This window comes from Kribbella sp. CA-253562, assembly GCF_050942265.1.
Taxonomy (GTDB): Bacteria; Actinomycetota; Actinomycetes; order Propionibacteriales; family Kribbellaceae; genus Kribbella.
Genome location: NZ_CP192049.1, coordinates 7,438,905 through 7,464,128, shown reverse-complemented (window position 1 = coordinate 7,464,128; position 25,224 = coordinate 7,438,905). Strand labels below are relative to the sequence as shown.

Genomic DNA, 25,224 nt, shown 5'->3' with positions numbered 1-25,224 from the left:
GAAAGTGCCGAACGGGTTACAGCGGGCTGTAGCAGAGCTCGCTGGACAGGCCGAGCCGGGGGTTCCACAGCCGCCAGTTCATCGCCGAGCGGGTGGCCGGGCCGTAGACGCCGTCCGCCGTGATCCCGTGCCGCTTCTGGACCGCCGTGACCGCGGTGCGGGTGGCGCTGCCGTATCGGCCGTCGACGGTGAGCTTCGCGCCGTAGCAGTAGTTGAGGTTGGTCTGCAGCGCCTTGATCGCCGACGCCGGGTTGCCGAACGGGTTGCTCGGGTCCCGGTAGGGCAGGTCGCCGTACTTGAGGTTGCAGTTGGTGCTGCTCTCCTCCCACAGTGACAGCGCCGGCACGGTCCAGCCGGCGCTGTTCACGGTCTTGTTGTAGACCTGCTCGCACTGCCACAGGGCCTGCGGGGCGGCCGACGCGCTGGTGACAGCGGCGGTCAGCGGCACCGCGGCGACCGCGGCGGCGGACACGGCGACGGCGACTCGGCGGACGGTGGCGGTGCGCCAGGACGTGAAGACGACGGACATGATGGGTTCCCTCCCGTGTGGTCACCGGTGGGCCGGCGACCTGTGCGGTACCAGACGACGTGGACCGCCGCGAAGGTTGAGTCGACGCGGGTCGAGGTGTTCGCCCGGGGCGGACTTTCTGGCACTCGAGTTGACCGAGTGCTAATCGCGGCCTAGATTCGGTGTTGGCACTCTCCACCCGAGGGTGCCAGCGGCCCCGGCCCCTGACCCCCGCGACGGCAGGCGGCGGGACGGCCGTCTCGACGCACTGTGAATCACAAGAACTCGACCGTGGAGGTCAGCAAGTGTCGGTCACGATCAAGCCGCTCGAGGACCGCGTCCTCGTTGCGCCGCTCGAAGCCGAGCAGACCACGAAGTCCGGCCTGGTGATCCCGGACACCGCCAAGGAGAAGCCGCAGGAGGGCGAGGTCCTCGCGATCGGTCCCGGCCGCATCGACGACAACGGTAACCGCGTCCCGCTGGACGTCGCCGTCGGCGACAAGGTCATCTACTCCAAGTACGGCGGCACCGAGGTCAAGTACGACGGCCAGGACTACCTGATCCTGGGCGCCCGCGACATCCTCGCCGTCGTCAGCAAGTGACGACTGCTCAGAACTCCTGACTGACACCGCCCCGGTGCCGATCACCGGCGCCGGGGCGGAGTCGGTCCAGGACCGGCTGGGCCATTGAACGCAAGAACGAGAGAGGGACTGGTTTTTCCATGCCGAAGATCCTCGAGTTCGACGAGAACGCGCGGCGCGCCCTGGAGCGCGGCGTCGACAAGCTCGCGAACACGGTGAAGGTGACGCTGGGGCCCAAGGGCCGCTACGTCGTGCTGGACAAGAAGTGGGGCGCCCCGACCATCACCAACGACGGTGTCACCGTCGCCCGTGAGGTCGAGCTGGACGACCCGTTCGAGAACCTCGGTGCGCAGCTGGCCAAGGAGGTTGCCACCAAGACCAACGACATCGCGGGTGACGGTACGACGACCGCCACGGTGCTGGCGCAGGCTCTGGTGCACGAAGGCCTGCGGGCCGTCGCCGCCGGGGTCAACCCGATGGGTCTGAAGAAGGGCATCGAGGCCGCCGTCGAGGCCGTCTCGGCCCGGCTGGTCGAGACCGCCCGCCCGGTCGACGACAAGGGCGACATGGCCCACGTCGCCACCATCTCCGCCCGGGACGCCGAGATCGGCGGCCTGATCGCGGACGCCTTCGACAAGGTCGGCAAGGACGGTGTGATCACCGTCGAGGAGTCGAACACCTTCGGCACCGAGCTCGAGTTCACCGAGGGCATGCAGTTCGACAAGGGCTTCATCTCGCCGTACTTCATCACCGACGCCGAGGCCGGCGAAGCGGTGCTGGACGACCCGTACATCCTGATCAACCAGGGCAAGATCTCCGCCGTGGCGGACCTGCTGCCGCTGCTGGAGAAGGTCGTGCAGTCGGGCAAGACGCTGCTGATCATCGCCGAGGACGTCGAGGCCGAGGCCCTGTCCACGCTGGTCGTGAACAAGATCCGCGGCAACTTCACCTCGGTCGCCGTCAAGGCGCCGGGCTTCGGTGACCGCCGCAAGGCGATGCTGGAGGACCTGGCCGCGCTGACCGGCGCGCAGGTGATCGCTCCCGAGGTCGGGCTCAAGCTCGACCAGGTCGGCCTCGAGGTGCTCGGCACCGCGCGGCGGATCGTCGTGAGCAAGGACAACACCACCGTTGTCGAGGGCGCCGGCAAGGCCGACGAGATCGAGGCCCGGGTCAACCAGATCAAGGCCGAGATCGAGCGCACCGACTCCGACTGGGACCGCGAGAAGCTGCAGGAGCGGCTGGCCAAGCTGGCCGGTGGCGTCTGCGTGATCAAGGTCGGCGCGGCCACCGAGGTCGAGCTCAAGGAGAAGAAGCACCGCATCGAGGACGCCGTCTCGGCGACCCGTGCGGCGATCGAGGAGGGCATCGTCGCCGGTGGCGGTTCGGCTCTCGTCCACGCCGCGTCGGTGCTCGAGGACGGCCTCGGCCTGGAGGGCGACGAGCTCGCCGGGGTCCGGATCGTCCGCAAGTCGATCGTCGAGCCGCTGCGGTGGATCGCCGAGAACGGTGGGTACGAGGGTTACGTCGTGACCGCCAAGGTGGCCGAGCTCGAGGTCGGCAGCGGCTTCAACGCCGCCACCGGTGAGTACGGCGACCTGCTCGCCCAGGGTGTTCTCGATCCGGTCAAGGTGACGCGTTCCGCGCTGGCCAACGCCGGCTCGATCGCGGCCCTGCTGCTCACCACGGAGACGCTGATCGTCGACAAGCCCGAGGACGAAGAGCCCGCCGCCGCCGGTCACGGCCACGGCCACGGTCACTGATTCCTCAGCACCCCGCACCACCGACTGCCCGGCAGGTCCTCGGACCCGCCGGGCAGTTGTCTTTCCGCGTGGTCTGCCGAGAGCCCGCCTTCGTCAGGACAAAAACCGCGTACCCGGCGGTAGTGACAGGTTGTAATGAAAAATGCTCAGCGATCACGAATTGCCACTAGGCAGCGGGGCATCGGGGCCGTAGCATCTTGCAGGCTGACCGGTCCGATACGAGGGGGCGAGGGGTGACCGAGGTACACGTGCCGCACACCCAGGACCGGGTGGAACTCCGCGATCTGGCCGCGCTGGCCAGCGGCGGGGATTCAGGGGCGCTGAACGATCTGCTGACCCGGGTGCGCGCGGTCGCTCACCGTTACGTCCGTTCCCGCCTGTGGACCTATCCGGGCGGGGCCGACATGGTCGACGACGTCGCGCAGGAGGTCTGTGTCGCGGTCTTCGGGGCGCTCGGGCGCTACCGCGACGAGGGCCGGCCGTTCGAGGCGTTCGTGTACGGGATCGCGGCCCGCAAGGTCGCCGACGCGCAGCGGGCGTTCGCGGTCGCCGACGTGTCGACGCCGGACCTGCCGGACGGGGCGGACGAGTCCCCGACGCCGGAGGAGCACGCGGTCAGGCACTCGGAGGTCCAGCACATCGTGGGGCTGCTGGAGAAGTTGCCGGAGAAGCTGCGGGAGATCCTGCGGCTCCGGGTGGTTGCGGGGATGTCAGCCGAGGAGACCGGCCGGGCACTGGGGATGACACCGGGGGCGGTGAGGGTCGCACAACATCGGGCGTTGAACACGCTCAGGGGGTTTGTGGGGCATGAGGCAAAGCTGGAGCGAGGAGCAGGGGAGGAGCGGCATGGCTGAGCGCTTTGACTTAGACGCGATCGAAGCCGACGACGCGCTGCTCGACCTGCTCGCAGCCGGTGGGGAGTCCGCGTGGGAGGCGGGCGAGCACGACCCGACCCTGAAACTGCTGGCGGAGTTGCGCCTGGCGGTCGAGGTCGAGGGCGAGCTCCCGGTGGAGTCGATCGACGATCCGGAGAGCTTCCTGGCGCGCTGCGCGGCGCTCAACCCGGTGACGGATCCGTTCACCCGCAAGGTGGCGGCCCGCGGCCTGGCCGTGGGCGTGGCGGCCGTCGCGGCGCTGTCGGTGTCCGGGGTCGCGGCCGCGGTCAGCGGCGACCCGCTGGCGCCGTACGAGAAGGTGATCGAGAAGGTCGTCGAGCAGCTGCGGCCCGAGACGAGCTTCCCCAAGGAACAGCTCGACGGCATGCCCGTCAGCGACCGGACGAAGATCGTCCAGGTCGCCAAGGACTACCAGGACAAGATCCGGGAGCAGCGCAAGGAGGACCAGCGCAAGGAGGACCAGCGCTGGACCGACCCGCTCGCGGTCGATCTGCAGGGTCTCGACACCTTGATGCCGAAGCCGCCGTTGGCCCGGCCCGAGCCGCCTGAGGTCGACAAGCCGATCGTCGGTACGCGCGACCCGCTGCGGCCGACGGCCGAGCCGACCGAGGACCAGGCGATCGTGGAGCCGGAGGTCAAGCCGAGCACCGGAGTCGAGGAGCCGACCGGCGACCCGACGGAGAAGCCGAGCGACCCGCCGACGTCCCAGCCGACGGACGAGCCGTCGGACCCGCCGACCACGCCGACCGACCCGCCGCCGACCACCGAGCCGAGCGACCCGCCGACCACTGAGCCGACCGACCCGAACGGCGGCAACGGCCAGACCGGCGGTGAGACTCCGGCTCCGGATCCGACCACCACGCCTGTTCCGGGCGACAACACCGGCGAGACCGGCGCCGGCGGGGACACCGGTGCCGGCGGGGAGACCGGTGCCGGTGGCGAGACCGGAGCCGGCTCCGAGGTGACCGAGCCGGGCGGCGACACGCAGCCGGCCGACCCGACGACCGGTGACGCGGGCGACCCGACGACCGGTGACGCGGGCGACCAGACCGGTGAGGAGCCGGCCGGAGACTCGCAGCCTGCGGACGAGACCAAGCCCGCTGACAACCCGGCCGACGACACCCAGCCCGCCGACCAGCCCGCGGACGAGAAGCCCGCGGACGAGCCGGTCGAGGTCAAGCCGTCGCTGCCGACGATCGAGGCGCCGGTGGAGCCCAAGCGGCTCGAGCAGTACGTGAACCAGCGGCTCGAGGCGGCGGCCAAGCACTCCAACGGCAAGTTCGCGCTGGGCTACGCCAAGCAGCAGTACCCCAAGGGAAAGCACTCCAACGGCCAGTACGTCGAGGGCAAGCACGCTGCCTTCGAGCGGGCCCACGGCTCGATGTCACCGGTGACGCTGCGCCAGATCCTCTGGGTCCTGAACCACCCGACCGGCCGCTGACCGACCGCCCGACCCGTCTCCCCGGAGGCGGGTTCGGGGCGAGGGCTCAGCGGCCCGGCGTACGGCGTACGGGGTGGCCTCGGGCGTCGCTGGTGACGCTCGCCTGGACGGGCCGCGGCCCGCACATCGGGTTCCTCCCCGGAACCCGCTGGATCCACAGGTCCGGACACCGATGCGTGGCGTGCGCGGCGCCGGGCATACCATGGTGTCCCGTTCTCGCCGTGCAAAGGTGCCTTCCTTCCTCATGGACATCACACCCTCCGGAGTTCCCGACAAGTTCGCCGTACTCGGTCTGACTTTCGACGACGTGCTGCTGCAGCCCAACGAGTCCGACGTGATCCCGTCCGAGGCGGACACCAGATCCCGGGTCAGCCGCAACATCGAGGTGAACATCCCGCTGCTGTCCAGCGCGATGGACACCGTCACCGAGGCCCGGATGGCGATCGCGATGGCGCGCCAGGGTGGTCTCGGCGTGCTGCACCGCAACCTCTCGATCGAGGACCAGGCCCAGCAGGTCGACCTGGTCAAGCGCTCGGAGTCCGGCATGATCGCGCAGCCGATCACGATCGGCCCGGACGCCACCATCGGCGAGGCCGACGCGCTGTGCGGCCAGTACCGGATCTCCGGTGTGCCGGTGGTCGACAAGGCCGGGGTGCTGGTCGGCATCGTCACCAACCGCGACATGCGGTTCGAGACGAGCCAGGACCGCCCGGTGCACGAGGTGATGACCAAGCAGCCGCTGATCACCGGCCGGCAGGGCATCTCCGCCGACGACGCGATGGCGCTGCTCAGCAAGCACAAGGTGGAGAAGCTGCCGCTGGTCGACGCCGAGGGCAAGCTGACCGGCCTGATCACGCTGAAGGACTTCGTCAAGCGCGACCAGTTCCCGCTGTCCACCAAGGACGACACCGGCCGGCTGCGCGTCGGCGGCGCGATCGGCTTCTACGGCGAGGCGTACAAGCGGGCGATGACGCTGGTCGAGGCCGGCGTCGACCTGCTCGTGGTGGACACCGCGCACGGCCACTCCCAGGCCCAGCTGGAGATCATCCGCAAGCTCAAGGCCGACCCGGCCACCCGTGGCGTGGACGTCGTCGGCGGCAACGTCGGCACCCGCGCGGGCGCCCAGGCGCTGGTCGAGGCCGGCGCGGACGGCGTCAAGGTCGGCGTCGGACCGGGCTCGATCTGTACGACGCGCGTCGTGTCCGGCGTCGGCGTCCCGCAGGTCACCGCGATCTACGAGGCGTCGCTGGCCTGCAAGCCGGCCGGCGTCCCGGTGATCGGCGACGGCGGACTGCAGTACTCCGGCGACATCGCCAAGGCGCTCGTCGCCGGCGCGGACACCGTGATGCTCGGCTCCCTGCTGGCCGGCTGCGAGGAGTCCCCGGGCGACCTGGTCTTCATCAACGGCAAGCAGTTCAAGGCCTACCGCGGGATGGGTTCGCTCGGCGCGATGTCGTCGGCCGGCGGGCTGCGCAAGTCCTACTCCAAGGACCGCTACTTCCAAAGCGACGTCGGCAGCGACGAAAAGCTGATCGCCGAGGGCGTCGAGGGCCAGGTGCCGTACCGTGGCCCGCTGTCGGCCGTCGCGCACCAGCTGATCGGCGGCCTGCGCCAGTCGATGTTCTACTGCGGCTCGCGCACCGTCGCCGAACTCCAGGACAAGGGCCGCTTCGTCCGGATCACCTCGGCCGGCCTGCAGGAGTCGCACCCGCACGACATCCAGATGACGGTCGAAGCCCCGAACTACTCCGGCCGCTGACCGCCTGCACAGCTGCCCCGAAACCTGTCGGTGGTATGACAAGGTGGTCGCTACCACTGGTGTACACCGGTGGTAGCGACCGTTGGTGGAGGTTCGGGTGACCGTCGAGGTGCCGCTTCGGCGTCTTGAGGTGAGGGGTCTCACCTCGCTGAGTCACGCCGTCCTGGAACTGTCGAGTGCGGTGACGCTGCTCGTCGGTCCGAACGGCGCGGGCAAGAGCAACGTGGTCGACGCCTTCGAGATGCTCGGGCGGATCATCGACCAACAGCTCAACGACAGCCTCGTGCGGACCGGAGGGTTCGCCACCCTGCTCCATCGGACGGCGGATCCGGCGCTGTCACCCGAGACGATCGACATCGAAGTCTGGGGCCACTGGCAACAAGACGTGTCGAACGGCTACAAAGTGCGGATCGAGCCAGGTCCGGACGACACAGCCGTCGTCCGCGAGACCACGATGTTCCACGACAGGTCGAAGTACGACCGGCCGCACGAGACGAGCCTGGGGACAGCCCGGGAGAGCCGGCTGCGCGCGCAGGCAGAGACCGCGGCCAAGGCGTCGTACGTGCTCAACGTCGTTTCCGGTTGCCGCGTGTTCCACTTCGACGACACCAGCGCCGATGCACCCGTCAAGCGGCGGGTGGATCCGGCGGACAACGTCACACTGGCACCGGATGCACGCAACATCGCCGCTGTGCTGCTCCGACTGCGGACCGAGGATCCTCCGCGCTACCGCCGGATCGTTCGGGTCGTCCGCACCGTGGCCCCGTATTTCGACGACTTCGTGCTGGAACCCGAAGGAGCCGCGATCCGCCTCAGATGGCGCGAACGTGGACTGGATTCGGTGTTCTCCGCTGACAACCTCAGTGACGGGACCCTGCGCTTCGTCTGCCTGGCGGTGCTGCTCCTGCAGGACAACATGCCTGGCACGATCGTGCTCGACGAACCCGAACTCGGACTGCATCCTTTCGCGATTCATCAACTGGCGGCGCTGCTGCGCCGTGCGGCCGCTGACCGGAGCGTGGTCGCGGCCACTCAGTCGGTCACCCTGCTCGAGCAGTTCAGCGTCGATGAAGTGGCGATCGTCGAACGGACCGGCGCGGGAACGCAGATCCAGCGACCTGACCCGCGGGCGCTGGAGGAGTGGCTCGGCGAATACTCCCTCGGCGAGCTGTGGGAGAAGAACCTGCTCGGCGGGCGGCCCAGACCGGACGACTCCCCGCGCGTGGTGGGTCGATGACGCAGCTTCGCCAGATCGCGATCGTTGTCGAGGGACAGACCGAGTCGGCGTTCGTGAGCGAGATCCTCGCTCCGTACCTGCAGGCCTTCGACGTCTACGTCACCCCGGTGATCGTCAAGACTTCCCGTCTCGCGGACGGAACCACCTTCAAGGGTGGCGGCATGGTGTGGAAGCACTACGAGAACGACATCCGCCGGCTGCTCCGAGCCACTCATCTGCATCGGGTCTCGATCCTGGTCGATTTCTACGCCTACCCCCGGAACGCTCCGGGCGTGGACTGCTGCGATCGTCGGCACCAGGCGCGCAAGTGCACCGATCTGCGGATTCGTGCGATGGCCGATGCGATCGACGATCCGCGCTTCGTGCCGCATGTCGTCCTGCACGAGTTCGAGACCTGGGTGATCGCCGCGGCCCTCGGAACCTCGCACGTCCTCGGCGACCAGTCGGTGGCGAAGCAGCTGCAGGCGGAGGCGCGGTCCGTCGACGGCGACGTCGAGCTGCTCAACGACTCTTTCGAGACGGCTCCGTCGAAACGCGTTCAGAATTGCTGGCCTGACTACGACAAGGTGACCGACGGCATCGAGGTGATTCGCGAAGGCGGCCTGGTCTCGGTGATGGAACGCTGTCCGGGCCTCAGCGAGTGGGTCGATCGGCTGCTGTCCCCTCCGGCCGGGAGTCAAGACCCGCCTCGGTAAGCTGCTCCCATGACCGAGATCGAGATCGGCCGGGCCAAGCGCGGCCGGCAGGCGTACGCGTTCGACGACATCGCGATCGTGCCGTCGCGGCGGACCCGGGACCCCGAGGAGGTCTCGGTGGCCTGGCAGATCGACGCGTACCGGTTCGAGCTGCCGATCCTGGCCGCGCCGATGGACTCGGTGATGTCGCCGGCCACCGCGATCGCGATCGGCAAGGCCGGCGGTCTCGGCGTACTGAACCTCGAAGGGCTGTGGACCCGGTACGAGGACCCGAGCTCGCTGCTCGAGGAGATCGTCACGCTCGACCGCGAGGAGGCGACCACCCGGCTGCAGGAGATCTACTCTGCGCCGATCAAGCCCGAGCTGATCTCCCAGCGGGTGCAGGAGATCCGCGACTCCGGTGTGACGGTGGCCGGTGCGCTGTCGCCGCAGCGGACCAAGCAGTTCGCCAAGCACGTGGTGGACTCGGGCGTCGACCTGTTCGTCATCCGCGGTACGACGGTCTCGGCCGAGCACGTCTCCGGCCAGGCCGAGCCGCTGAACCTCAAGCAGTTCATCTACGACCTCGACGTCCCGGTGATCGTCGGCGGCTGCGCGACCCACCAGGCCGCGCTGCACCTGATGCGGACCGGAGCGGCCGGCGTACTGGTCGGCTTCGGTGGTGGCGCGGCGCACACGACGCGCAAGGTGCTCGGCGTCGCCGTGCCGATGGCGTCCGCGGTCGCCGACGTGGCCGCGGCCCGGCGCGACTACATGGACGAGTCCGGCGGGCGGTACGTGCACGTCATCGCCGACGGTTCGGTCGGCCGGTCCGGCGACGTGGCGAAGGCGATCGCGTGCGGCGCCGACGCCGTGATGGTCGGCTCCCCGCTGGCCCGCGCGAGCGACGCGCCCGGTGGCGGTTTCCACTGGGGCGCCGAGGCGTGGCACGCGGATCTGCCGCGCGGTGAGCGGGTCGAGGTCGGCGTGACCGGCACGATGGAGCAGATCCTGTTCGGCCCGTCCTGGGTCCCGGACGGCACGATGAACCTGGTCGGCGCGCTCAAGCGCGCGATGGCGACCACGGGGTACACGGAGCTCAAGGAGTTCCAGCGGGTCGAGGTCGTCGTCGGGTGACGACGGTATTCGATGCCGCGACTCCGTCGCGGCGGGTCATGGGGCTGTAACTCCCGGCCCTTCCCTCGTCGCTCTGGTCTTCGCTCCCTCCACTCCTCAGTCCAGGCCGGGAGGCCCCATGACCGGCGTCCTGCTCCTGCACGGCTCGAGCGGCGTCCCCGATCTGCAGCGCGCCGAGGTTCTCGAGCAGCAGGGGTACGACGTGCTCGCGCCGACGTGGTTCGACGAGCGGGTCAGCGAGATCCCGCTCGAGTCGTTCCCGCTCGACGAGCTCGCGGCCCGCAACGATCGGCTGGTCGTGATGGGGAGTTCGTACGGCGCCGCGGCGGCCCTGTTGCTCGGCACGGTGGACGACCGGGTCGACGTGGTGGTCGGGTGCGCGCCTGCTGCTCATGTCTGGGCCTGGATCGAGGACGGCGTACAAACCTCGCACTGGAGTTGGCAGGGCAAGCCGCTGCCGTTCGTGCCGTTCGACCTGGACTGGGAGCCGACCGACCACCCGCCGTCGTACGTCGACGGCTACCGGCAGCGGCTGCGGAAGTTCCCCGCCGAGGCGAAGGAAGCGGAGATCCCGGCCGAGCGGTTCCGCGGCGAGTTGTTGCTGCTGGTCGGCGGTGACGACAAGGTCTGGCCGTCAGCGGAGTTCGCCGAACATCTCGTACGCCGCCGCGCCGCGGCCGACGGCGAGCTGGTCACCACCGTGCTGACCTCGCCGGAGGCAGGGCATCGCCTGGTGCTGCCGGGTGAGCAGCCCAAGGTGGGCGGGCAGCAGATGGCTCGAGGTGGCAACGAGCAGGCCGATCGAGCCTTCGGGGCGCTGGTCTGGCCGCACATTCTGCGGGTCCTGGCCGGCTGACGCGGCGGCGCGCCGGGGGTGAGGTGGGACACCTGTGGCGGCCGCTCGCGGATTGGGCCGTTCTGGAAGGATTGATCCATGGGACTGTTCAGCCGCCGCACCGAAGCCGACAACGTCGCCCTCGCCGCTGCGCGGGCGCAACTGTCCGCCGGGGACGTCGACCAGGTTCGTTTCCTGCTCACCACCCGCAAGTCCGTGTTCGCGGTCAAGTACGTGATGGACCGGACCGGCGCGGAACTCAAGCACGCCAAGGAACTGGTCGACGACATCCGCCTCGGCCGCTACGTCCCACCCGTCACCGGTACGCCGGTCGTCCGGCTCCCGGGGGCGAATCTGGCCGAGCGGACGCGGGCCCTGAAGGCCGCGGGGGAACTGCACCAGGCGACCGCGCTGGTGGTCAGCGAGACCGGGATGACGGAAACCGAAGCAGGTCTGTTCGTCGGGGCGCTCAAGCCCGAGCAGGATTGATCCCGCCCGGCGTCCACGACACGTCCCGGCCGAAGGCGCCGAGCAGGCGCGCCACCGGGTCGGGCCCGCTCGGCACCCGGGCCCCGATCGCGCCGCCGTCCCGGTACGCCGCCTCGCGCTGCTCGAACCACTGAGCCACCTCGCTGACCACCTCGGGATCCATCCGGGGCGTCGACCCGATCGCCACCGCGAGGTCCCATCCGTGGACCAGCTGGTCGGCGACCAGCTGCCGAAGGTACTCGGTGGTGTCCTCGTCGCCGTACGAGAGATGCACGGTTGGGGCCGGATCTGCCGTCGCAGCCTGCGCGTCGGCCGCAGCGCGCGCAGCGGCCGCGGCAGGATCGTCACCGAGCAGATCGCCGTCCAGCGTGTCGCCGACATCCGCGATCGTTTTCCCCGCCAGCAACGGCACCGTCCAACGCTCCTCGCCGACGACGTGGTTCACCAGCTCCCGCACGTCCCAGTCCGCGCACGGCGTCGGCGCGTCCCACTGGTCGGGCCCGACAGCTTCCACGTGCCGGACGAACTCGGCACTGGCCCGGCGATGCTGTTCGACGACGTCCATGGCCCTCGCCCCCTTGGCGCCAGCGTGCGCCCGGCACCGCGGCCAGTCAACGACTCCGGTCAGGTCTGCAGTTGGGCCGCGGCTTCGTGGGCATGCTGGCTGGCGAGGAAGTCGCCCTTGGCAGCCAGCAGGTCGCCGTGGTGGCGGTAGCAGGAGCCGGCCAGCTCGGCGACTTCGCCGTTGCTCGTGGTGAACGGGATCAACGCGGTCGCAACCTCCGCGCTCCATCCGGCTAGGTCCAGCGCCATCTCGGTCTGCCCGGCCGCGTGGTACGCCTCCGAGATGTCCAGCAGCAGCCGCGCCCAGATCGGCGCGTACGTGCTGGTCTCGTAGCGCATCCGCTGCGACTCGCGCTCCGACGAGATCGCGAACAGGTAGTGCGACTCCAGCCCGAGCGTCAGCGCGGTCTCCGCGTCGTGCGCGAGCAGCGGCCGGACCAGCTCGGCCAGCTCGGTGGCGCGCACCACCGCGGACTCCGGATCGGTCCGCCCGGACACGGTCGCCAGCGTCATACCGGGCGCCGGTTCGCTCAACGCCATCAACCGGAAGTACTGCTCGAACGGCCCGAGCTTGATCTCCGCCGTCTCCAGCGCCGTCGTCAGTGACGGCGGAATGCCACGGTCCAGCTCGTCGACGACCCGCTGCGCGGCTTCCTCGTCGGTGGCGAACGCCGTCCGCAGGCAGTTCTCGCCCTCGAGGACCCGGCCGACCTGGTTGAGGTGCCGGCCCTTCCGGGTGAGCGCCGCGACCAGCGTGCGCAGGTCGGTCGCCGACTCGGAGTCGGCCAGCGTGTCCGCCGTACTGAGGCCGATCTCGTCCGCTTCCAGTGCCAGGTCGAGCCGGCCCTCCGCCGCGTGGATGTCGGCCGAGACGGCCGCGGCCGAGCACAGGTAGCGCGCGTAGGACAGCGACTGGGCGCTCTCGTTGATCTGACCGGCCAGCTGCAGGAAGAGCTGCACTGCCGCGTCGGCAGACGCCACCGCCAGGTCCGGATCGCCGTACCGGCGCAGGATCAGCGCGTTCATCGCCAGCACGCGGGCGAAGTCGGGCTGGTGGTGCACGCTGTCCGGACCACCGACGAGCTGTCCGTACGCGATCACCGCGCCGTCCATCTCCAGTACGGCGGTCGCGCCCCAGCCGCGGTGGGCCTGAGTCATCGCGCGACGGGCCCGGACGTCGGCCAGGAACGAGGTGGCGTCCAGTACGCCGGCGTCGCTGAGCTCGGTGTAGCCGAGCTGGGCCTCGTGCAGCGCGGCGAGGGCTTCCTCGTGCCGGCCGGAGGCGTTCAGCGAGCCCGCCAGTTCGTACTGCGTGGCGGCCATCAGGTGCTTGGCCTCGTAGTGGTCCGGCCGGTCGGTCGCCCGCTCGCGGGCGAGCTCGATCACCCGCTGCTGGTAGGGCCCGGCCTCGTCGGCGCGGCCCTCCTCGATCAGTACCTGGGCGGTCTGCAGCGCCTCGCCGAGCTCGTCCTCAGGAGGCGTCCAAAGCCCCCCGCTGTCCACCATCTTGACGTTCCACCCCTTCGCTGACTCAACGGATCACCTTAGTGCTTCGCGCCGTGATCCACCTCACCTCGCCCACGCGAGTCCGTGCCGACGGCACACTGCTGACACAAGCTGTTACCCACAGGTAGCCTGATGGAATGAGCGAGCAGACCTCGATCCCGGCCGACCCAGAGCTGGACCCGACCGCATCGTGGGGCACCGACCAGTCGGTGGTCCGGCGGCTGACCGGGTTGCTGCGGGCCACGGCGGGCACCCGTACGACGTACGCGCCGGCCACCGGGCAACCGGTCGCCGAGCTGCCGCTGTCCAGTGCCGACGACGTAGTCGCCGCGGTCCGCTCCGCCCGGCGTACGCAGCGCAGCTGGAAGCAGACCGCGCTGGCGGACCGGGCCGCGATCCTGCTGCGCTACCACGACCTGATCCTGGACCACCGCCACGAGCTGGTCGACCTGGTCGTGCTGGAGTCCGGCAAGGCCCGCAAGCAGGCCTTCGAGGAGGTCGCGCACGTCGCGCTCACCGCCCGGTACTACGGGCGCAAGGCGGCCGAGCTGCTCGGGCCGCAGCGCCGGCTGGGCATGTTCCCAGTGCTCACCCGGGCCGAGCAGCGGTTCGTGCCGAAGGGTGTCGTCGGCATCATCTCGCCCTGGAACTACCCGCTCAGCATGGCGATGTCCGACGGACTGCCCGCCGTACTGGCCGGCAACACCGTGGTGCTCAAGCCGGACAGCCAGACTCCGCTGACCGCGCTCCGGGCGATCGAGCTGCTGCACGAAGCCGGTCTGCCGCGCGAAGCCTGGCAGGCGGTCAACGGTGACGGCCCGACGGTCGGTGGCGCAATCATCCAGAACGTCGACTACGTCTGCTTCACCGGTTCCACCAAGACCGGCCGCCTGGTGGCCAAGCAGGCCGGCGAGCGGCTGATCGGCTGCAGCCTGGAGCTCGGCGGCAAGAACCCGATGCTCGTGCTGCGTGACGCCGACGTGCACCGCGCCGCCGAAGGCGCCATCCGGGCCTGCTTCAACAGCGGTGGCCAGCTCTGCGTCTCGATGGAGCGCCTGTACGTCGCGGACCAGATCTACGACGCCTTCGTGACCGCGTTCATCGACCGGGTGAAGAAGCTGAAGCTGTCGGCCGGGACCGGCTGGGACGTCGACATGGGCTCGCTGATCTCCAAGGCCCAGCTGGAGACCGTCACCCGGCACGTCGAGGACGCCCGGTCCAAGGGTGCCGTCGTCCTGGCCGGCGGGAGGGCGCGGCCGGATCTCGGCCCGCTGTTCTACGAGCCGACCGTGCTGTCCGGGGTGACGCCGGAGATGGAGTGCTTCGACCACGAGACCTTCGGGCCGGTGGTCTCGCTGTACCGGTTCTCCGACGAGTCCGAGGCGATCGAGCGGGCCAACGAGGGCGAGTACGGGCTGAACGCCAGCGTCTGGACCCGCGACGGCCGCCGGGGCCGGGCGATCGCCGCCCAGCTGGTGGCCGGTACGGTCAACGTGAACGAGGGCTACGCGGCCACCTTCGGCTCGATCGACACCCCGATGGGCGGCATGCGGGCCTCGGGCCTGGGCCGCCGTCAGGGCGTCGAGGGCATCCGCCGGTACGTCGACCCGCAGGCGATCGCGACCCAGCGGCTGCTGCCGATCGCGGCCTCGCACGGGGTCAGCGACGAGACCTACGCCGAAGTGATGACGACCGCACTGCGCGTCCTGAAGAAGCTCGGCCGGGCCTGACCCACCACGAAAGGCGGATGCATGAGCTTCGACCACGACGTGGTGATCATCGGGTCCGGGTTCGGCGGCAGCGTGAGCGCGCTGCGGCTGACCGAGAAGGGTTACCGGGTCGCGGTGCTGGAGGCGGGCGCGCGGTTCGACGACGCCGGATTCGCGAAGAACTCCTGGGACAAGAACCGGTTCCTGTTCGCCCCGAAGCTCGGCTGGTACGGGATCCAGCGGATCAGCGCGCTGCGGGACGTGATCATCCTGTCCGGCGCGGGCGTCGGCGGCGGCAGCCTGGTCTACGCCAACACCCTGTACGAACCGCTGCCGGCCTTCTACACCGACCGCCAGTGGGCCCACATCACCGACTGGAAGTCCGAGCTGGCGCCGTACTACGACCAGGCCAAGCGGATGCTCGGCGTCACGACGTACCCGCACTTCACGCCGGCCGACAAGGTGATGAAGCAGGTCGCCGACGAACTGGGCGTGGGGGACACCTTCCACCCGACGCCGGTCGGGGTGTTCTTCGGTGAGCCCGGCGTCGAGGTGGACGACCCGTTCTTCGGCGGCGCGGGCCCGCGGCGGACCGGCTGCATCGACTGCGGCGAGTGCATGACCGGGTGCCGGCACAACGCGAAGAACACGCTGACCAAGAACTACCTCTACCTGGCCGAGAAGGCCGGCGCGCAGGTCTACCCGATGACCACGGTGACGTCGGTCGAGCCGCTCGCCGGTGGCGGCTACGCGATCGAGACCCGTCGTACGTCGAACCGCAAGCTGACCCGGCGGTTCACCGCCGAGCAGGTGGTCTTCGCCGCCTCCGCGCTCGGGACGGCGAAGCTGCTGCACCGGCTCCGCGACGAGGGCAAGCTGCCGCGGCTGTCGGACCGGCTCGGCGTGCTGACCCGGACGAACTCCGAGTCGCTGCTCGGCGCGATCGCGAAGGACCGCGACGTCGACTACAGCCGCGGGGTCGCGATCACCTCGTCGTTCCATCCCGACGAGACCACCCACATCGAGCCGGTTCGCTACGGCAAGGGCAGCAACGCGATGTCGCTGCTGCAGACCGTGCTCACCGACGGCGACGGCGACAAGCCGCGCTGGCGGACCTGGCTGCGTGAGCTGGGCGTACAGCGCCGCAACATCCGCAGCCTGTACGACCTGAAGCACTGGTCGGAGCGCACCGTGATCGCGCTGGTGATGCAGACCGACGACAACTCGATCACCACCTTCGGCAGGCGGGACCGGTTCGGCCGCTGGCGGCTCACCTCCAAGCAGGGCCACGGCGCGCCGAACCCGTCCTGGATCCCGATCGCCAACCAGGTGGTCCGGCGGATGGCGAAGATCATGGGCGGGACGCCGGGCGGCACGATCGGCGAGCCGTTCAACGTGCCGATGACCGCGCACTTCATCGGCGGCTGCGCGATCGGCGACTCGGCGCGGACCGGTGTCGTCGATCCGTACCACCGGGTCTACGGCTACGACGGGCTGCACATCATGGACGGCTCGACGATCTCGGCGAACCTCGGCGTCAACCCGTCCCTGACGATCACCGCCCAGGCCGAGCGGGCGCTGTCGTTCTGGCCGAACAAGGGTCAGCCGGATCCGCGGCCGGCCGTCGGTGCGCCGTACCAGCGGGTGGCGCCGGTGGTGCCGGAGCGACCAGTGGTGCCGGTGGATGCTCCCGGGGCGTTGCGACTTCCCATTGTCGAGATCAATCCACCGCGCGCTGTGACGAAACCGTAACGCCAGGAGAATATGAAAAGCCCTCAGCTTCGGTGCATTCCGCGCTGAGGGCTTAATTCGGGCCAGAAAAGGGAGCAGGCCCCTCGGGAACGTTTCCGCCCAAATCGTTTCCCGAGGGGCCCACTCAAGCCGGGGTGAGGCGCCCGGCGCTTTTGGGATCGGGTCACCAACCACAGCTGGCGACCCGAGCTCTTGTGTGCCCCACTCTACTACCGATTCCAGAAGATTCGAGCTGCGGAGAGTGGTTGTGACCACTCTGCGTGCTATTCGTAATATCCCGGTTCCGGAGCGGCGATCTCCTTGCGGTGACCGCCTCTGCACACATCAACGAGCCCGTCCAGAGGTGGTTACGAGGTTCCGGAAAATCTTTCGGACTTTCTTTTGGCCGCCGGGTGACCGCGGTCCGCGAGCGGCCGGACTCGCCGGGTCACGCCCCTGCCGACGACGCCCACCGAGCGGTCCACCGGCGCGATTACAGTCCCGCTGACCTGCACCGATACCCTCTAACGGTGACTGATCATGACCTGGTTCTCGTCGTCGACTTCGGTGCGCAGTACGCGCAGCTGATCGCCCGCCGGGTGCGCGAGGCGAAGGTGTACTCCGAGATCGTGCCGCACTCGATGCCGGTCGAGGAGATGCTGGCCCGCAACCCGAAGGCGATCATCCTGTCCGGTGGCCCGCAGTCGGTGTACGCCGAGGGCGCGCCGCGGGTGGAGTCGTCGCTGTTCGACGCGGGCGTGCCGGCGTTCGGCATCTGCTACGGGTTCCAGGCGATGGCGCAGACGCTGGGCGGCGACGTCCGCAAGACCGGGCTGCGCGAGTTCGGCCGGACGCCGGTCACGGTGAGCGAGGCCGGCACGCTGCTGGCCGGCATCCCCGAGGACCTGAACGTCTGGATGTCGCACGGTGACGCCGTGCACGCGCCGCCGGCCGGCTTCGCCGTACTGGCTGCGTCGGGTGGTGCGCCGGTCGCCGCGTTCGAGGACCTGGACCGCAAGCTGGCCGGCGTCCAGTGGCACCCGGAGGTGCTGCACTCGCAGGCCGGCCAGGCCGTGCTGGAGCACTTCCTGTACGACATCGCGGGCTGCACCGGCGACTGGACGACCAGCAACGTCGTGGACGAGCAGGTCGAGCTGATCCGCCAGCAGGTCGGTGACAAGCAGGTCCTGTGCGCCCTGTCCGGCGGTGTGGACTCCGCGGTCGCCGCTGCGCTGGTCAGCAAGGCGATCGGCGACCAGCTGACCTGCGTGTACGTCGACCACGGGCTGCAGCGCGCCGGTGAGTCCGACCAGGTGGAGAAGGACTTCGTCGCCGTCACCGGGGCCCGGCTGGAGGTCGTCGACGCGGAGGAGCAGTTCCTGACCGCGCTGGCCGGCGTCACCGATCCCGAGCAGAAGCGCAAGATCGTCGGCCGCGAGTTCATCCGGACCTTCGAGGCGACCGCCCGCAAGCTCGACGCCGAGCGGCACATCGAGTTCCTGGTGCAGGGCACGCTCTACCCGGACGTGGTCGAGTCCGGCGGCGGCACCGGCGCGGCGAACATCAAGTCGCACCACAACGTCGGCGGCCTGCCCGACGACCTGCAGTTCTCGCTGATCGAGCCGCTGCGCACGCTGTTCAAGGACGAGGTCCGCGAACTCGGGCTCGCGCTCGGGCTGCCCGAGTCGATGGTCTACCGGCACCCGTTCCCGGGCCCGGGGCTGAGCATCCGGATCGTCGGCGAGGTGACCAAGGACCGGCTGGAGATCCTGCGCGCCGCCGACCTGATCGCCCGGACCGAGCTGACCGCGGCCGGCCTGGACCGCGACATCTGGCAGTTCCCGGTGGTGCTGCTGGCCGACGTCCGCTCGGTCGGCGTGCAGGGCGACGGCCGCACCTACGGCCACCCGGTCGTGCTGCGTCCGGTCACCAGCGAGGACGCGATGACCGCCGACTGGGCCCGCCTGCCGTACGAGGTGCTGGAGAAGATCTCCACCCGGATCACCAACGAGGTCGACGAGATCAACCGCGTCACGCTCGACATCACCAGCAAGCCGCCGGGCACCATCGAGTGGGAGTGAGCTAGGCCGGATTGTGGCCGGAGGCGACCCGCGCGGCGATCGCGCGGGCGCACTCCGGCGTCCCGGTCGTGCCGGTGTCGACCTCCAGGTCGTAACCGACGCCTTCGTGCACGACCTCGGCCTGCCGGGCGGCCATGCCGGGCGCCCGGTCGCCGCGGGCCAGTTCTCGTTCGGCGGCGATCGCGGGATCGCAGCGGACGCCGACCCAGAGCACCCTCAGGCCGTCGAGCTGGGCGCGCATCCGGGCCTGCGACTGCGCTCCGCCGAGAAACACGTCGTCCAGGAGGATCCGCGCGCCGGCCCGGGCCATCGCCGCGATCCCGGCCATCCAGGCCTTCTCCAGGGCGCCGAAGCCGTCGCCGACCGACACCTCACCCTGGTCGCCGAAGCTGATCCCGGCGCCGTCGTCGACCAGCGACGGCGGCATCGCGTCGACCAGGTCGTCGATGCTCAGGCTGAGCCAAGCATCCGGCAGCACCTTCTGCAGCTCCCGCGCGAGCCTGCTCTTGCCCGAGCTCGATCCGCCGTTCAGCACGATCACCTGGTACGACGAGGTCTGTTCGGTCGGTCTCACCGGGCCACGGTAGCGGCGGCCAGGTGGTCCCCGCCGCCGGTTTACCGGTACGCGGCGACCTCGAGCTTCACGCTCCGGATCTCGTTCCTGGGAGTCACGTCCACCTGCGCGACGGCGTACCACGGCCAGCCGGCCGGTACGACGAAGTCGGTGACGGTGGTCGAGTCGACGCACGCCACCGGGCGGGCACCGGGCACCGGCTTGCCCGGCGGAGTCGGCGGCGGGTCGAGCTGCTGCTTGGTGAAGGGTTGCAGCGACACCGCCAGCCTCACCGGATCGGCGCCGGTCGCGCTCGGGCAGAGCACCCGGATCCGGACCAGGTCGTTACGCCGGAGCCCGTCGAGCCCCAGGTAGAGACCACCGTTGGCCTCGAGTTCGCGGTGCGGTGCCGGAATATCCAGCAGCTTCCGGTCGCCAACCTCCAGCGGGGTGTCGTCGAGTACTCGCAAGGGGAACTCGGTGGCTACCGGCCCGGCCGGCTCCACCGAGCCCCTCGGCCACAGGTCCACCGCGCCGACCACACCGGCGGCGACGACCGCCGTACAGGCGACTGCAGCGACGGCCTGCTTGCGGCGGTGGCGCCGGGCTCGCTGCCGGATGACCGGCACCGGGTCGCCGGGGGAGTCGACCGGGCGACCGGCGTCCTTGAGCAGCGTGCGTAGTTCGTCGGTGTTCATCGGGTCTCCGTGGTCGCTTGGGAGTCGAGATCGACGCGCAGCTTCGTCAGGGCCCGATGGGTCTGGCTCTTCACCGTCCCGATCGAGCAGCCCAGCACGTCGGCCGTCTCGGCCTCGGACAGGTCTTCGAAGTACCGCAGGACAACAGCCGCGCACATCTTCTTCGGCAGCCGCCGCAGCGCCTGCATCAGGTCGGAGTGCTCGACCAACCGCACCGAACCGGCCCCGTACGCCGCCGGCGCGACCGCTGCCAGGTCGTCGGTCGGCACCTCCTTGCCGCCCCGCCGCCTGCGCCACCACTCGGTGTGCGTGTTCACCATCACCCGGCGCACGTACGCCGTCGGGTCGTCGGCCCGCACCTTGCGCCAGGCCAGCCAGCACTTGGTCAGGGTCGCCTGGACGAGGTCCTCGGCCAGCCCTCGGTCCTGCGTCAACAGGTAGGCCAGGCCAAGCAGTGCGCCGTACCGAGCCGACACGTAGGCCTCGAAATCAGCCCGGGTGCGACCGTCGGCCACCCGAACCTCCAGCTCCGCAACCCCCGCGTCACCCTGCATACCGGACAAGAGGCAGAACCGGGGTTCAAGGTTGCACGGAGTCCGGTACTTGCTCCGAGTGAGTCGTTCAGGCGGTGTTCAGGCGGGCTTCCAGCTCCTCGGCTTCGTGGAGGCGGTTGAGCTCGCGGAGGCGGTCGGCCAGGAGGTAGCCGGTGCGGTGGTACGCCGGGTGGCCGGTGGGCAGGGTGTCGAAGATCCGCCGCAGGGCGGTCTCGTCGTCGGTGGCGTGTTCGGCGAGCAGGAGGCGGGCGTTGAGGTGCTGGTCCTCGAAGCCGCCGCGCTCATAGGCCTCCGCGGCGTGGGTGGCGCTGGTGACGAGGGTGGCGACGTCACCCTGCTGCAGGGCGAGGATGGCACGGTCCCAGTGGACACCTGCTTGCTGGAAGAGCACCTGCTCGTCGGCTGACGGCAGCGACTCCAGCAGGGGCTCAGCGCGGTCGAGCAGTTCGCGGACCTGGGCGAAGTCGCCGGTGTAGCGCGCCGACTGCCCGGCCAGGCGCAGGGCTTGGACATGCTCGAGCGGCTGCTCAGCGGCCTCGAAGTACGCCGCCGCGGCCAGGAACACGTCCACGGCCTCCTTGTCGCGGTCCAGGCGTTCGAGCAGGTTGCCCTCGTCCTGCTTGGTCAGGCCGAGCCAATGCGGATGCGCGTCAGCCGGCGCCTCCGCCAGCAGCGCTCGCACCTGCATCAGCGCCGACTCCAGCTCACCCAACGCCCGGTACGCATCAGCCAGTACGCCGCGAACGTCGCCAAGCAGACTCGCGAGCTCTGGGTCGCGCAGCGCCGGCAACGCCTCTTCGGCGGTCTCAGCCGCCTCCAGCGCGCGACCGCTGAACAGGTACGACTTGGCCAGCTCCAGCCGGCAAATCGCGAGATGGATCTCACTGCCCGGCGTACCGGTCGCCAGCGCGATCGCCTCTTCCAGGTCTCCGGCAGCCTCGGCCGGCCGCTGCAGGGCCAGCCGAATCCACCCGCGCTGGCGATAGGCGAACGAACGCGGCATCGACTCCCGCACCTGAGTCCCAGCGGTGGCGGCCTCTTCGGCCTCCTCCAGGCGCTCGAGCTGCAGCAGCAGGTTGCACTGGAGGATCCCCGCACCCGACTGGAGATCCGCATCGGTGTCCGGGCGGTTCCGGAGTACGGCCAACTCCGCCAGAGCCTCGTCGGTGCGGCCTGCCTGAGCCAGCATCGTCGCCAGCGAGTACTGCCAGCCGCCACGACGCCGCGGCTCGTCCTGCTCGATCAGCTGCCGCAGCGGCGCCTCACCGGTCGCCAGGCCTTCGTCCAGCTGCCCGGCCTCGCACAGCACGCGGCCGATCCGCCCGCGGTCGCGCAGTACGCGGATGTCCTCGCCCAGCTCCGAGTAGATCGTCAACGCCTCACGCCACGACTCCAGCGCGAGCTCGACGTCCTGGTTGTCGGACGCCATCAGCCCACGTCCGTCGAGCACCCGGGCCCGGTCGAGCGGCGTACGGTCGCTCTCCGGCACCTCCTGCTCGTACGCTGTCCACGCAGCGATCGCCTCTTGACGCCGGTCGGTCTGCCAAGCCTCTTCGGCCCGGTCGAGCCAGGCCTGTCCGGTCCCCTCCGGCAGCGGCTCTGCCTGAGCCGGCGGCGCAGCCTGAGCCCGCTGGTGAGCCCGGCGAGCAGTCTCCGACAGCGGCAGGTACTCGACCCAGGGCTCCGCGGACAGCACCGCCCTGACGTTGTCACTCTGATGCGTCGTCCCGTTGCGCGCGTCGAACTGCGCGGCCAGGTCCAGCGCCTGCTGGGCCAGCTCCTCCGCCAGTTGCGCCGACGACACCTCGTCAGTGGACTTCGGCCGACGGATCCGCAGGTCGACGCGGCTCAGTGCGTGCGACGCGGCAGCGCTGAAGTCCATCGTGGCCAGCGGGCTGGGCGAGTCGGCCAGGTCGGGCAGGTACCGCTCGATCAGCTCGACGGCGCGCGGCAGGTTCCCCGTCCGGGCGCAGAAGCGGATGTGGTCGGCGTACGCGCTCAGCTCGCCCGGCTGGTTGCGCAGGATCCGGTACGCCCGCCGGTGCGCGTCGACCGCCTCGGCGTACATGCCCTCGGCAACGTACGCCGGCAGCAGCGTGGTCAGCATCTGCTGCGGCTGCTCGTTGCAGGTCAGTTGCCCGTCCAGTACGCCGACCGACAGCGCGACGGCCTCGGCGGTCTGCCCGGTGTTCGTCAGGTGCAGCACCTTGTGCGTCGGGTCGCAGCCGATGCAGTCCGACAGGTCGTCGCGCGGCGCGGTCGACCAGAGCCGGAACTGCTCGGCCGCCGTCGCGTCGTCGCCGATGTGCGAAGCCACCTGCCAGCGGTGCTGGTGCACGGCGTGCGGACTGTGCCCGCCGAGCCGCCAGCGGCGTTCCATGTCGTCCAGGACGGCGTAGGTCCGGTCCAGCGGCACCTCGGGGAACTTGGTCAGCGTGTTCGGCGCGTACTTGAAGCACCACAGGAACAGGTGCGAGTGCTCCTGGTACTTGGCCGGGTCGGCGTCCCAGTCCGCCACACAGCGCGCGAACGGCACCAGCGACTTGCGCGGCTCCCCACCCATCACGTACGCCGTGACCAGCGACAGCCGGGCGTAGAACGCCAAGTCCTCGGCACCGGCGGCGTCGGCCCGCCGGACCACGTCCTCCAGCATCGCCGCGCGCGCCTTGCCGTACGGCGTGCTCTGGGCCTGGTGCAGGCGGTCGACCAGGTCGTCTGTCATCGCGTCGGGTCCTCCGAAGTGGGAACGGCCTGGTCGAGCAGACCGAGGAACGACCGGTTCACCAGCGCGGAATCCGCCGGGCCGATCGGGTGGTAGCCGAGCATCAGCGCGTGCCCGTACAGGCCTTCGACGGCCAGTTTGGCCAGCTCCGGGTCGGCCAGCGCGGCCATCCGGCGTACGAGGGGGCTGCGGTGGTTCAGCACGAGCTGGGGGCGGCTGTCGTCGTGGGTGTCGAGCGCGCCGAGCACCTCCGACCAGAGCGCGTCGGTGCGCTCCCTGGTCGCCCGCAGCTCACTGGCGAACTGGGCGGACCGGTCCACCAGGTAGATGGCCGACAACGACGCCGGGTCGAACGCACGGACCACCACCTCGCAGCCGACCGAGTCCAGCGCCTCCTGGGCCAGCTGGACGAACGGGCGCAGCTCCAGCTCGGTCTGCGGGTCCAGGCTGTCGAAGCTGGTGCTCAGCTCGGTCGGGTCGAACCTGGTGGTGACCAGCTCGGGTACGACGTCCGGCAGCCGGTTCAGCAACTCGGCGTCGTAGGTGTAGCCGGCGTTGACGATGGTCAGGTCCTGCGCGGAGGCGACGGCCGCGAGCTGACGGAACTCCTCGATCGTCGCGACGTACCGGATCTCGCCCTTGCGCTCGTGCAGTTCGGCCGCGGTCATCCGGCCGTGGTTGGTCTCGAACCGCAGCCAGCGGTACACCAGCCGGAGCATCTCGTCGTCGTGCAGCGCGAGCGCCTTCACGCCGAGCTGGTGGATGCCGAGGAACCGGTCCAGCTTCTGCGGGTCGGTGCTGCCGAGCCGGACCATCCAGCCGCGCAGCTGCTCGCCGAGCGCCTCGCGGGTGGCCTCCAGGTTGCCGTCGTCGAACAGCGCCTCCCGGCTCGCGGTCGGGCGCAGCTCGGAGGTGTCGATCACCGCACGGACGAAAAACGCCCAGTCCGGCAGGAGTCCTTCGACGCCTTCGGCCAGCAGCATCCGCTTCAGGTAGACGCGATGGGTCGCGCGCTCGGCCGGGTTCGCCGCGAACGGCAGCACGAAGGCGACGCCGGTCAGCCCGGCGGCCGGGTTGTTCAGCGGGATCACGTCGAACGGCGTGAAGCCGAGGTGGTCCTGGGCGTAGCCGACCAGGTCGGCCCGGCCGTTGCCCTCCCAGGGCGCGACGCCGTCGGTGACGCGCTCGCCGTTGACGGTGATCTCCAACGGGAGCAGTGCTCCGAAGAGCTTGACCAGCTCGATCACCGTCGCGGTCTTGAACCACTGCTCCGCGCCCCGGCGGGCCTGCAGCGTCACCGTCGTACCGATCGCGTCCCGGTCCGGGGCTTCGCCGATCGTGTAGCGGCCGTCCGCCGTACCGTTCCAGCGCGTGGTCGGGCCGTCGGCCGGCCGGGTGACCACCTCGATGTCGTCGGCCACCATGAACGCCGACAGCAGCCCGATCCCGAACTGCCCGAGGAACTCCGTGCGCGCGAACCCGATCTCGTCGCGCTTCGAGCTCCGCCCGATCGTCGCCAGCAGCTCGCGCACCTCGTCGGGCCGCAGCCCGATCCCGGTGTCACTGATGCTCAGCCGCTGCCCGTCGACCACCAGATCGATGCGCCCGGGCGCCGCCGGCTCCACGTTCCGTCGCGCCGTCACCGCGTCCACCGCGTTCTGCAGCAGCTCCCGCAAGTAGACCCGCGGACTGCTGTACAGGTGATGACTCAGCAGGTCGACAACACCCTGCAGGTCCACCCGGAAGTTCTCGCTACCCATCCCCAGCCCCTCCAGCCCAAAGCTGCCCA

Annotated in this window: 21 protein-coding genes; 13 read left to right on the top strand and 8 right to left on the bottom strand. The window is 70.1% G+C overall.

Annotation, left to right across the window (positions count from 1 at the left end; genetic code table 11):
* Positions 1–16: 16 nt before the first annotated feature.
* A complete protein-coding gene (locus ACQPXM_RS35335) occupies positions 17–529 on the bottom strand; it encodes a peptidoglycan-binding domain-containing protein (RefSeq protein WP_432942269.1) in 513 nt (170 codons plus the stop codon).
* 284 nt (positions 530–813) lie between these two features.
* Here ACQPXM_RS35335 and groES point away from each other — a divergent pair, with 284 nt between their 5' ends.
* From groES to ACQPXM_RS35285, 10 genes are all read left to right on the top strand, one after another.
* A complete protein-coding gene (gene groES / locus ACQPXM_RS35330) occupies positions 814–1,110 on the top strand; it encodes a co-chaperone GroES (protein WP_077014935.1) in 297 nt (98 codons plus the stop codon).
* Positions 1,111–1,229: 119 nt separating this feature from the next.
* Entirely contained in the window at positions 1,230–2,849 is a 1,620-nt protein-coding gene (gene groL / locus ACQPXM_RS35325; RefSeq protein ID WP_432942267.1) for a chaperonin GroEL, read from the top strand.
* A 233-nt stretch (positions 2,850–3,082) separates the two neighbouring features.
* On the top strand, positions 3,083–3,703 hold the full coding sequence (gene shbA, locus ACQPXM_RS35320) for an RNA polymerase sigma factor ShbA (protein WP_077014937.1): 621 nt from the start codon (positions 3,083–3,085) through the stop codon (positions 3,701–3,703).
* On the top strand, positions 3,696–5,186 hold the full coding sequence (locus tag ACQPXM_RS35315; RefSeq protein ID WP_432942265.1) for a hypothetical protein: 1,491 nt from the start codon (positions 3,696–3,698) through the stop codon (positions 5,184–5,186). Before shbA ends, ACQPXM_RS35315 begins: the two co-directional genes overlap by 8 nt.
* Before the next feature lie 244 nt (positions 5,187–5,430).
* Entirely contained in the window at positions 5,431–6,945 is a 1,515-nt protein-coding gene (guaB, locus tag ACQPXM_RS35310; RefSeq protein WP_432942263.1) for an IMP dehydrogenase, read from the top strand.
* A 97-nt stretch (positions 6,946–7,042) separates the two neighbouring features.
* Positions 7,043–8,182 carry an AAA family ATPase gene (locus ACQPXM_RS35305; RefSeq protein WP_432942261.1) on the top strand — a complete coding sequence of 380 codons (1,140 nt, stop codon included), beginning with the start codon at positions 7,043–7,045 and terminating at the stop codon, positions 8,180–8,182.
* Positions 8,179–8,877 (top strand): DUF4276 family protein, encoded by a 699-nt coding sequence (locus ACQPXM_RS35300; protein ID WP_432942260.1) that lies wholly within the window; start codon positions 8,179–8,181, stop codon positions 8,875–8,877. Before ACQPXM_RS35305 ends, ACQPXM_RS35300 begins: the two co-directional genes overlap by 4 nt.
* A 9-nt stretch (positions 8,878–8,886) precedes the next feature.
* Complete coding sequence (locus tag ACQPXM_RS35295; RefSeq protein ID WP_432942258.1) at positions 8,887–9,993, top strand: GuaB3 family IMP dehydrogenase-related protein; 1,107 nt, start codon at positions 8,887–8,889, stop codon at positions 9,991–9,993.
* Between the two features lie 118 nt (positions 9,994–10,111).
* Positions 10,112–10,849 (top strand): alpha/beta fold hydrolase, encoded by a 738-nt coding sequence (locus tag ACQPXM_RS35290; RefSeq protein WP_432942256.1) that lies wholly within the window; start codon positions 10,112–10,114, stop codon positions 10,847–10,849.
* A 78-nt stretch (positions 10,850–10,927) separates the two neighbouring features.
* Positions 10,928–11,317, top strand: a complete 390-nt coding sequence (locus ACQPXM_RS35285) for a hypothetical protein (RefSeq protein WP_432942254.1) — start codon at positions 10,928–10,930, stop codon at positions 11,315–11,317.
* On the opposite strand, the gene ACQPXM_RS35280 is transcribed toward ACQPXM_RS35285, so the two are convergent.
* Both ACQPXM_RS35280 and ACQPXM_RS35275 read right to left on the bottom strand, forming a co-directional pair.
* Positions 11,298–11,882 carry a TIGR03086 family metal-binding protein gene (locus tag ACQPXM_RS35280; protein WP_432942252.1) on the bottom strand — a complete coding sequence of 195 codons (585 nt, stop codon included), beginning with the start codon at positions 11,880–11,882 and terminating at the stop codon, positions 11,298–11,300. The two genes, ACQPXM_RS35285 and ACQPXM_RS35280, sit on opposite strands and share 20 nt — an antisense overlap.
* Before the next feature lie 59 nt (positions 11,883–11,941).
* Positions 11,942–13,387, bottom strand: a complete 1,446-nt coding sequence (locus tag ACQPXM_RS35275; protein ID WP_432942250.1) for a hypothetical protein — start codon at positions 13,385–13,387, stop codon at positions 11,942–11,944.
* Between the two features lie 137 nt (positions 13,388–13,524).
* On the opposite strand from ACQPXM_RS35275, the gene ACQPXM_RS35270 reads away from it, so the two are divergent.
* The 3 genes from ACQPXM_RS35270 to guaA all read left to right on the top strand — a co-directional run bounded on the left by ACQPXM_RS35270 (position 13,525) and on the right by guaA (position 18,908).
* A complete protein-coding gene (locus ACQPXM_RS35270; RefSeq protein ID WP_432942248.1) occupies positions 13,525–15,117 on the top strand; it encodes a succinic semialdehyde dehydrogenase in 1,593 nt (530 codons plus the stop codon).
* A 21-nt stretch (positions 15,118–15,138) separates the two neighbouring features.
* Positions 15,139–16,848 carry a GMC oxidoreductase gene (locus ACQPXM_RS35265; protein ID WP_432942246.1) on the top strand — a complete coding sequence of 570 codons (1,710 nt, stop codon included), beginning with the start codon at positions 15,139–15,141 and terminating at the stop codon, positions 16,846–16,848.
* A gap of 509 nt (positions 16,849–17,357) precedes the next feature.
* Positions 17,358–18,908 carry a glutamine-hydrolyzing GMP synthase gene (guaA, locus tag ACQPXM_RS35260; RefSeq protein ID WP_432942244.1) on the top strand — a complete coding sequence of 517 codons (1,551 nt, stop codon included), beginning with the start codon at positions 17,358–17,360 and terminating at the stop codon, positions 18,906–18,908.
* 1 nt (position 18,909) lies between these two features.
* On the opposite strand, the gene cpt is transcribed toward guaA, so the two are convergent.
* From cpt to ACQPXM_RS35235, 5 genes are all read right to left on the bottom strand, one after another.
* Positions 18,910–19,482, bottom strand: coding sequence for a chloramphenicol phosphotransferase CPT (gene cpt / locus ACQPXM_RS35255; RefSeq protein WP_432942242.1), 573 nt, complete (start codon positions 19,480–19,482; stop codon positions 18,910–18,912).
* 41 nt (positions 19,483–19,523) lie between these two features.
* Positions 19,524–20,159, bottom strand: coding sequence for a hypothetical protein (locus tag ACQPXM_RS35250; protein ID WP_432942240.1), 636 nt, complete (start codon positions 20,157–20,159; stop codon positions 19,524–19,526).
* Entirely contained in the window at positions 20,156–20,674 is a 519-nt protein-coding gene (locus tag ACQPXM_RS35245) for a SigE family RNA polymerase sigma factor (protein ID WP_432942238.1), read from the bottom strand. The genes ACQPXM_RS35250 and ACQPXM_RS35245 overlap by 4 nt, the downstream gene beginning before the upstream one ends.
* Before the next feature lie 106 nt (positions 20,675–20,780).
* Positions 20,781–23,435, bottom strand: coding sequence for a hypothetical protein (locus ACQPXM_RS35240; RefSeq protein ID WP_432942236.1), 2,655 nt, complete (start codon positions 23,433–23,435; stop codon positions 20,781–20,783).
* On the bottom strand, positions 23,432–25,195 hold the full coding sequence (locus tag ACQPXM_RS35235; protein ID WP_432942234.1) for an HSP90 family protein: 1,764 nt from the start codon (positions 25,193–25,195) through the stop codon (positions 23,432–23,434). Before ACQPXM_RS35235 ends, ACQPXM_RS35240 begins: the two co-directional genes overlap by 4 nt.
* Between the last annotated feature and the right edge of the window lie 29 nt (positions 25,196–25,224).

Bases quoted from the DNA above. Each gene is read 5' to 3' on its own strand.
- ACQPXM_RS35335 (WP_432942269.1), bottom strand. From the start codon at position 529: ATGTCCGTCGTCTTCACGTCCTGGCGCACCGCCACCGTCCGCCGAGTC.
- groL (WP_432942267.1), top strand. From the start codon at position 1,230: ATGCCGAAGATCCTCGAGTTCGACGAGAACGCGCGGCGCGCCCTGGAG.
- ACQPXM_RS35315 (WP_432942265.1), top strand. From the start codon at position 3,696: ATGGCTGAGCGCTTTGACTTAGACGCGATCGAAGCCGACGACGCGCTG.
- guaB (WP_432942263.1), top strand. From the start codon at position 5,431: ATGGACATCACACCCTCCGGAGTTCCCGACAAGTTCGCCGTACTCGGT.
- ACQPXM_RS35300 (WP_432942260.1), top strand. From the start codon at position 8,179: ATGACGCAGCTTCGCCAGATCGCGATCGTTGTCGAGGGACAGACCGAG.
- ACQPXM_RS35295 (WP_432942258.1), top strand. From the start codon at position 8,887: ATGACCGAGATCGAGATCGGCCGGGCCAAGCGCGGCCGGCAGGCGTAC.
- ACQPXM_RS35290 (WP_432942256.1), top strand. From the start codon at position 10,112: ATGACCGGCGTCCTGCTCCTGCACGGCTCGAGCGGCGTCCCCGATCTG.
- ACQPXM_RS35285 (WP_432942254.1), top strand. From the start codon at position 10,928: ATGGGACTGTTCAGCCGCCGCACCGAAGCCGACAACGTCGCCCTCGCC.
- ACQPXM_RS35280 (WP_432942252.1), bottom strand. From the start codon at position 11,882: ATGGACGTCGTCGAACAGCATCGCCGGGCCAGTGCCGAGTTCGTCCGG.
- ACQPXM_RS35275 (WP_432942250.1), bottom strand. From the start codon at position 13,387: ATGGTGGACAGCGGGGGGCTTTGGACGCCTCCTGAGGACGAGCTCGGC.
- ACQPXM_RS35270 (WP_432942248.1), top strand. From the start codon at position 13,525: ATGAGCGAGCAGACCTCGATCCCGGCCGACCCAGAGCTGGACCCGACC.
- ACQPXM_RS35265 (WP_432942246.1), top strand. From the start codon at position 15,139: ATGAGCTTCGACCACGACGTGGTGATCATCGGGTCCGGGTTCGGCGGC.
- ACQPXM_RS35250 (WP_432942240.1), bottom strand. From the start codon at position 20,159: ATGAACACCGACGAACTACGCACGCTGCTCAAGGACGCCGGTCGCCCG.
- ACQPXM_RS35240 (WP_432942236.1), bottom strand. From the start codon at position 23,435: ATGACAGACGACCTGGTCGACCGCCTGCACCAGGCCCAGAGCACGCCG.
- ACQPXM_RS35235 (WP_432942234.1), bottom strand. From the start codon at position 25,195: ATGGGTAGCGAGAACTTCCGGGTGGACCTGCAGGGTGTTGTCGACCTG.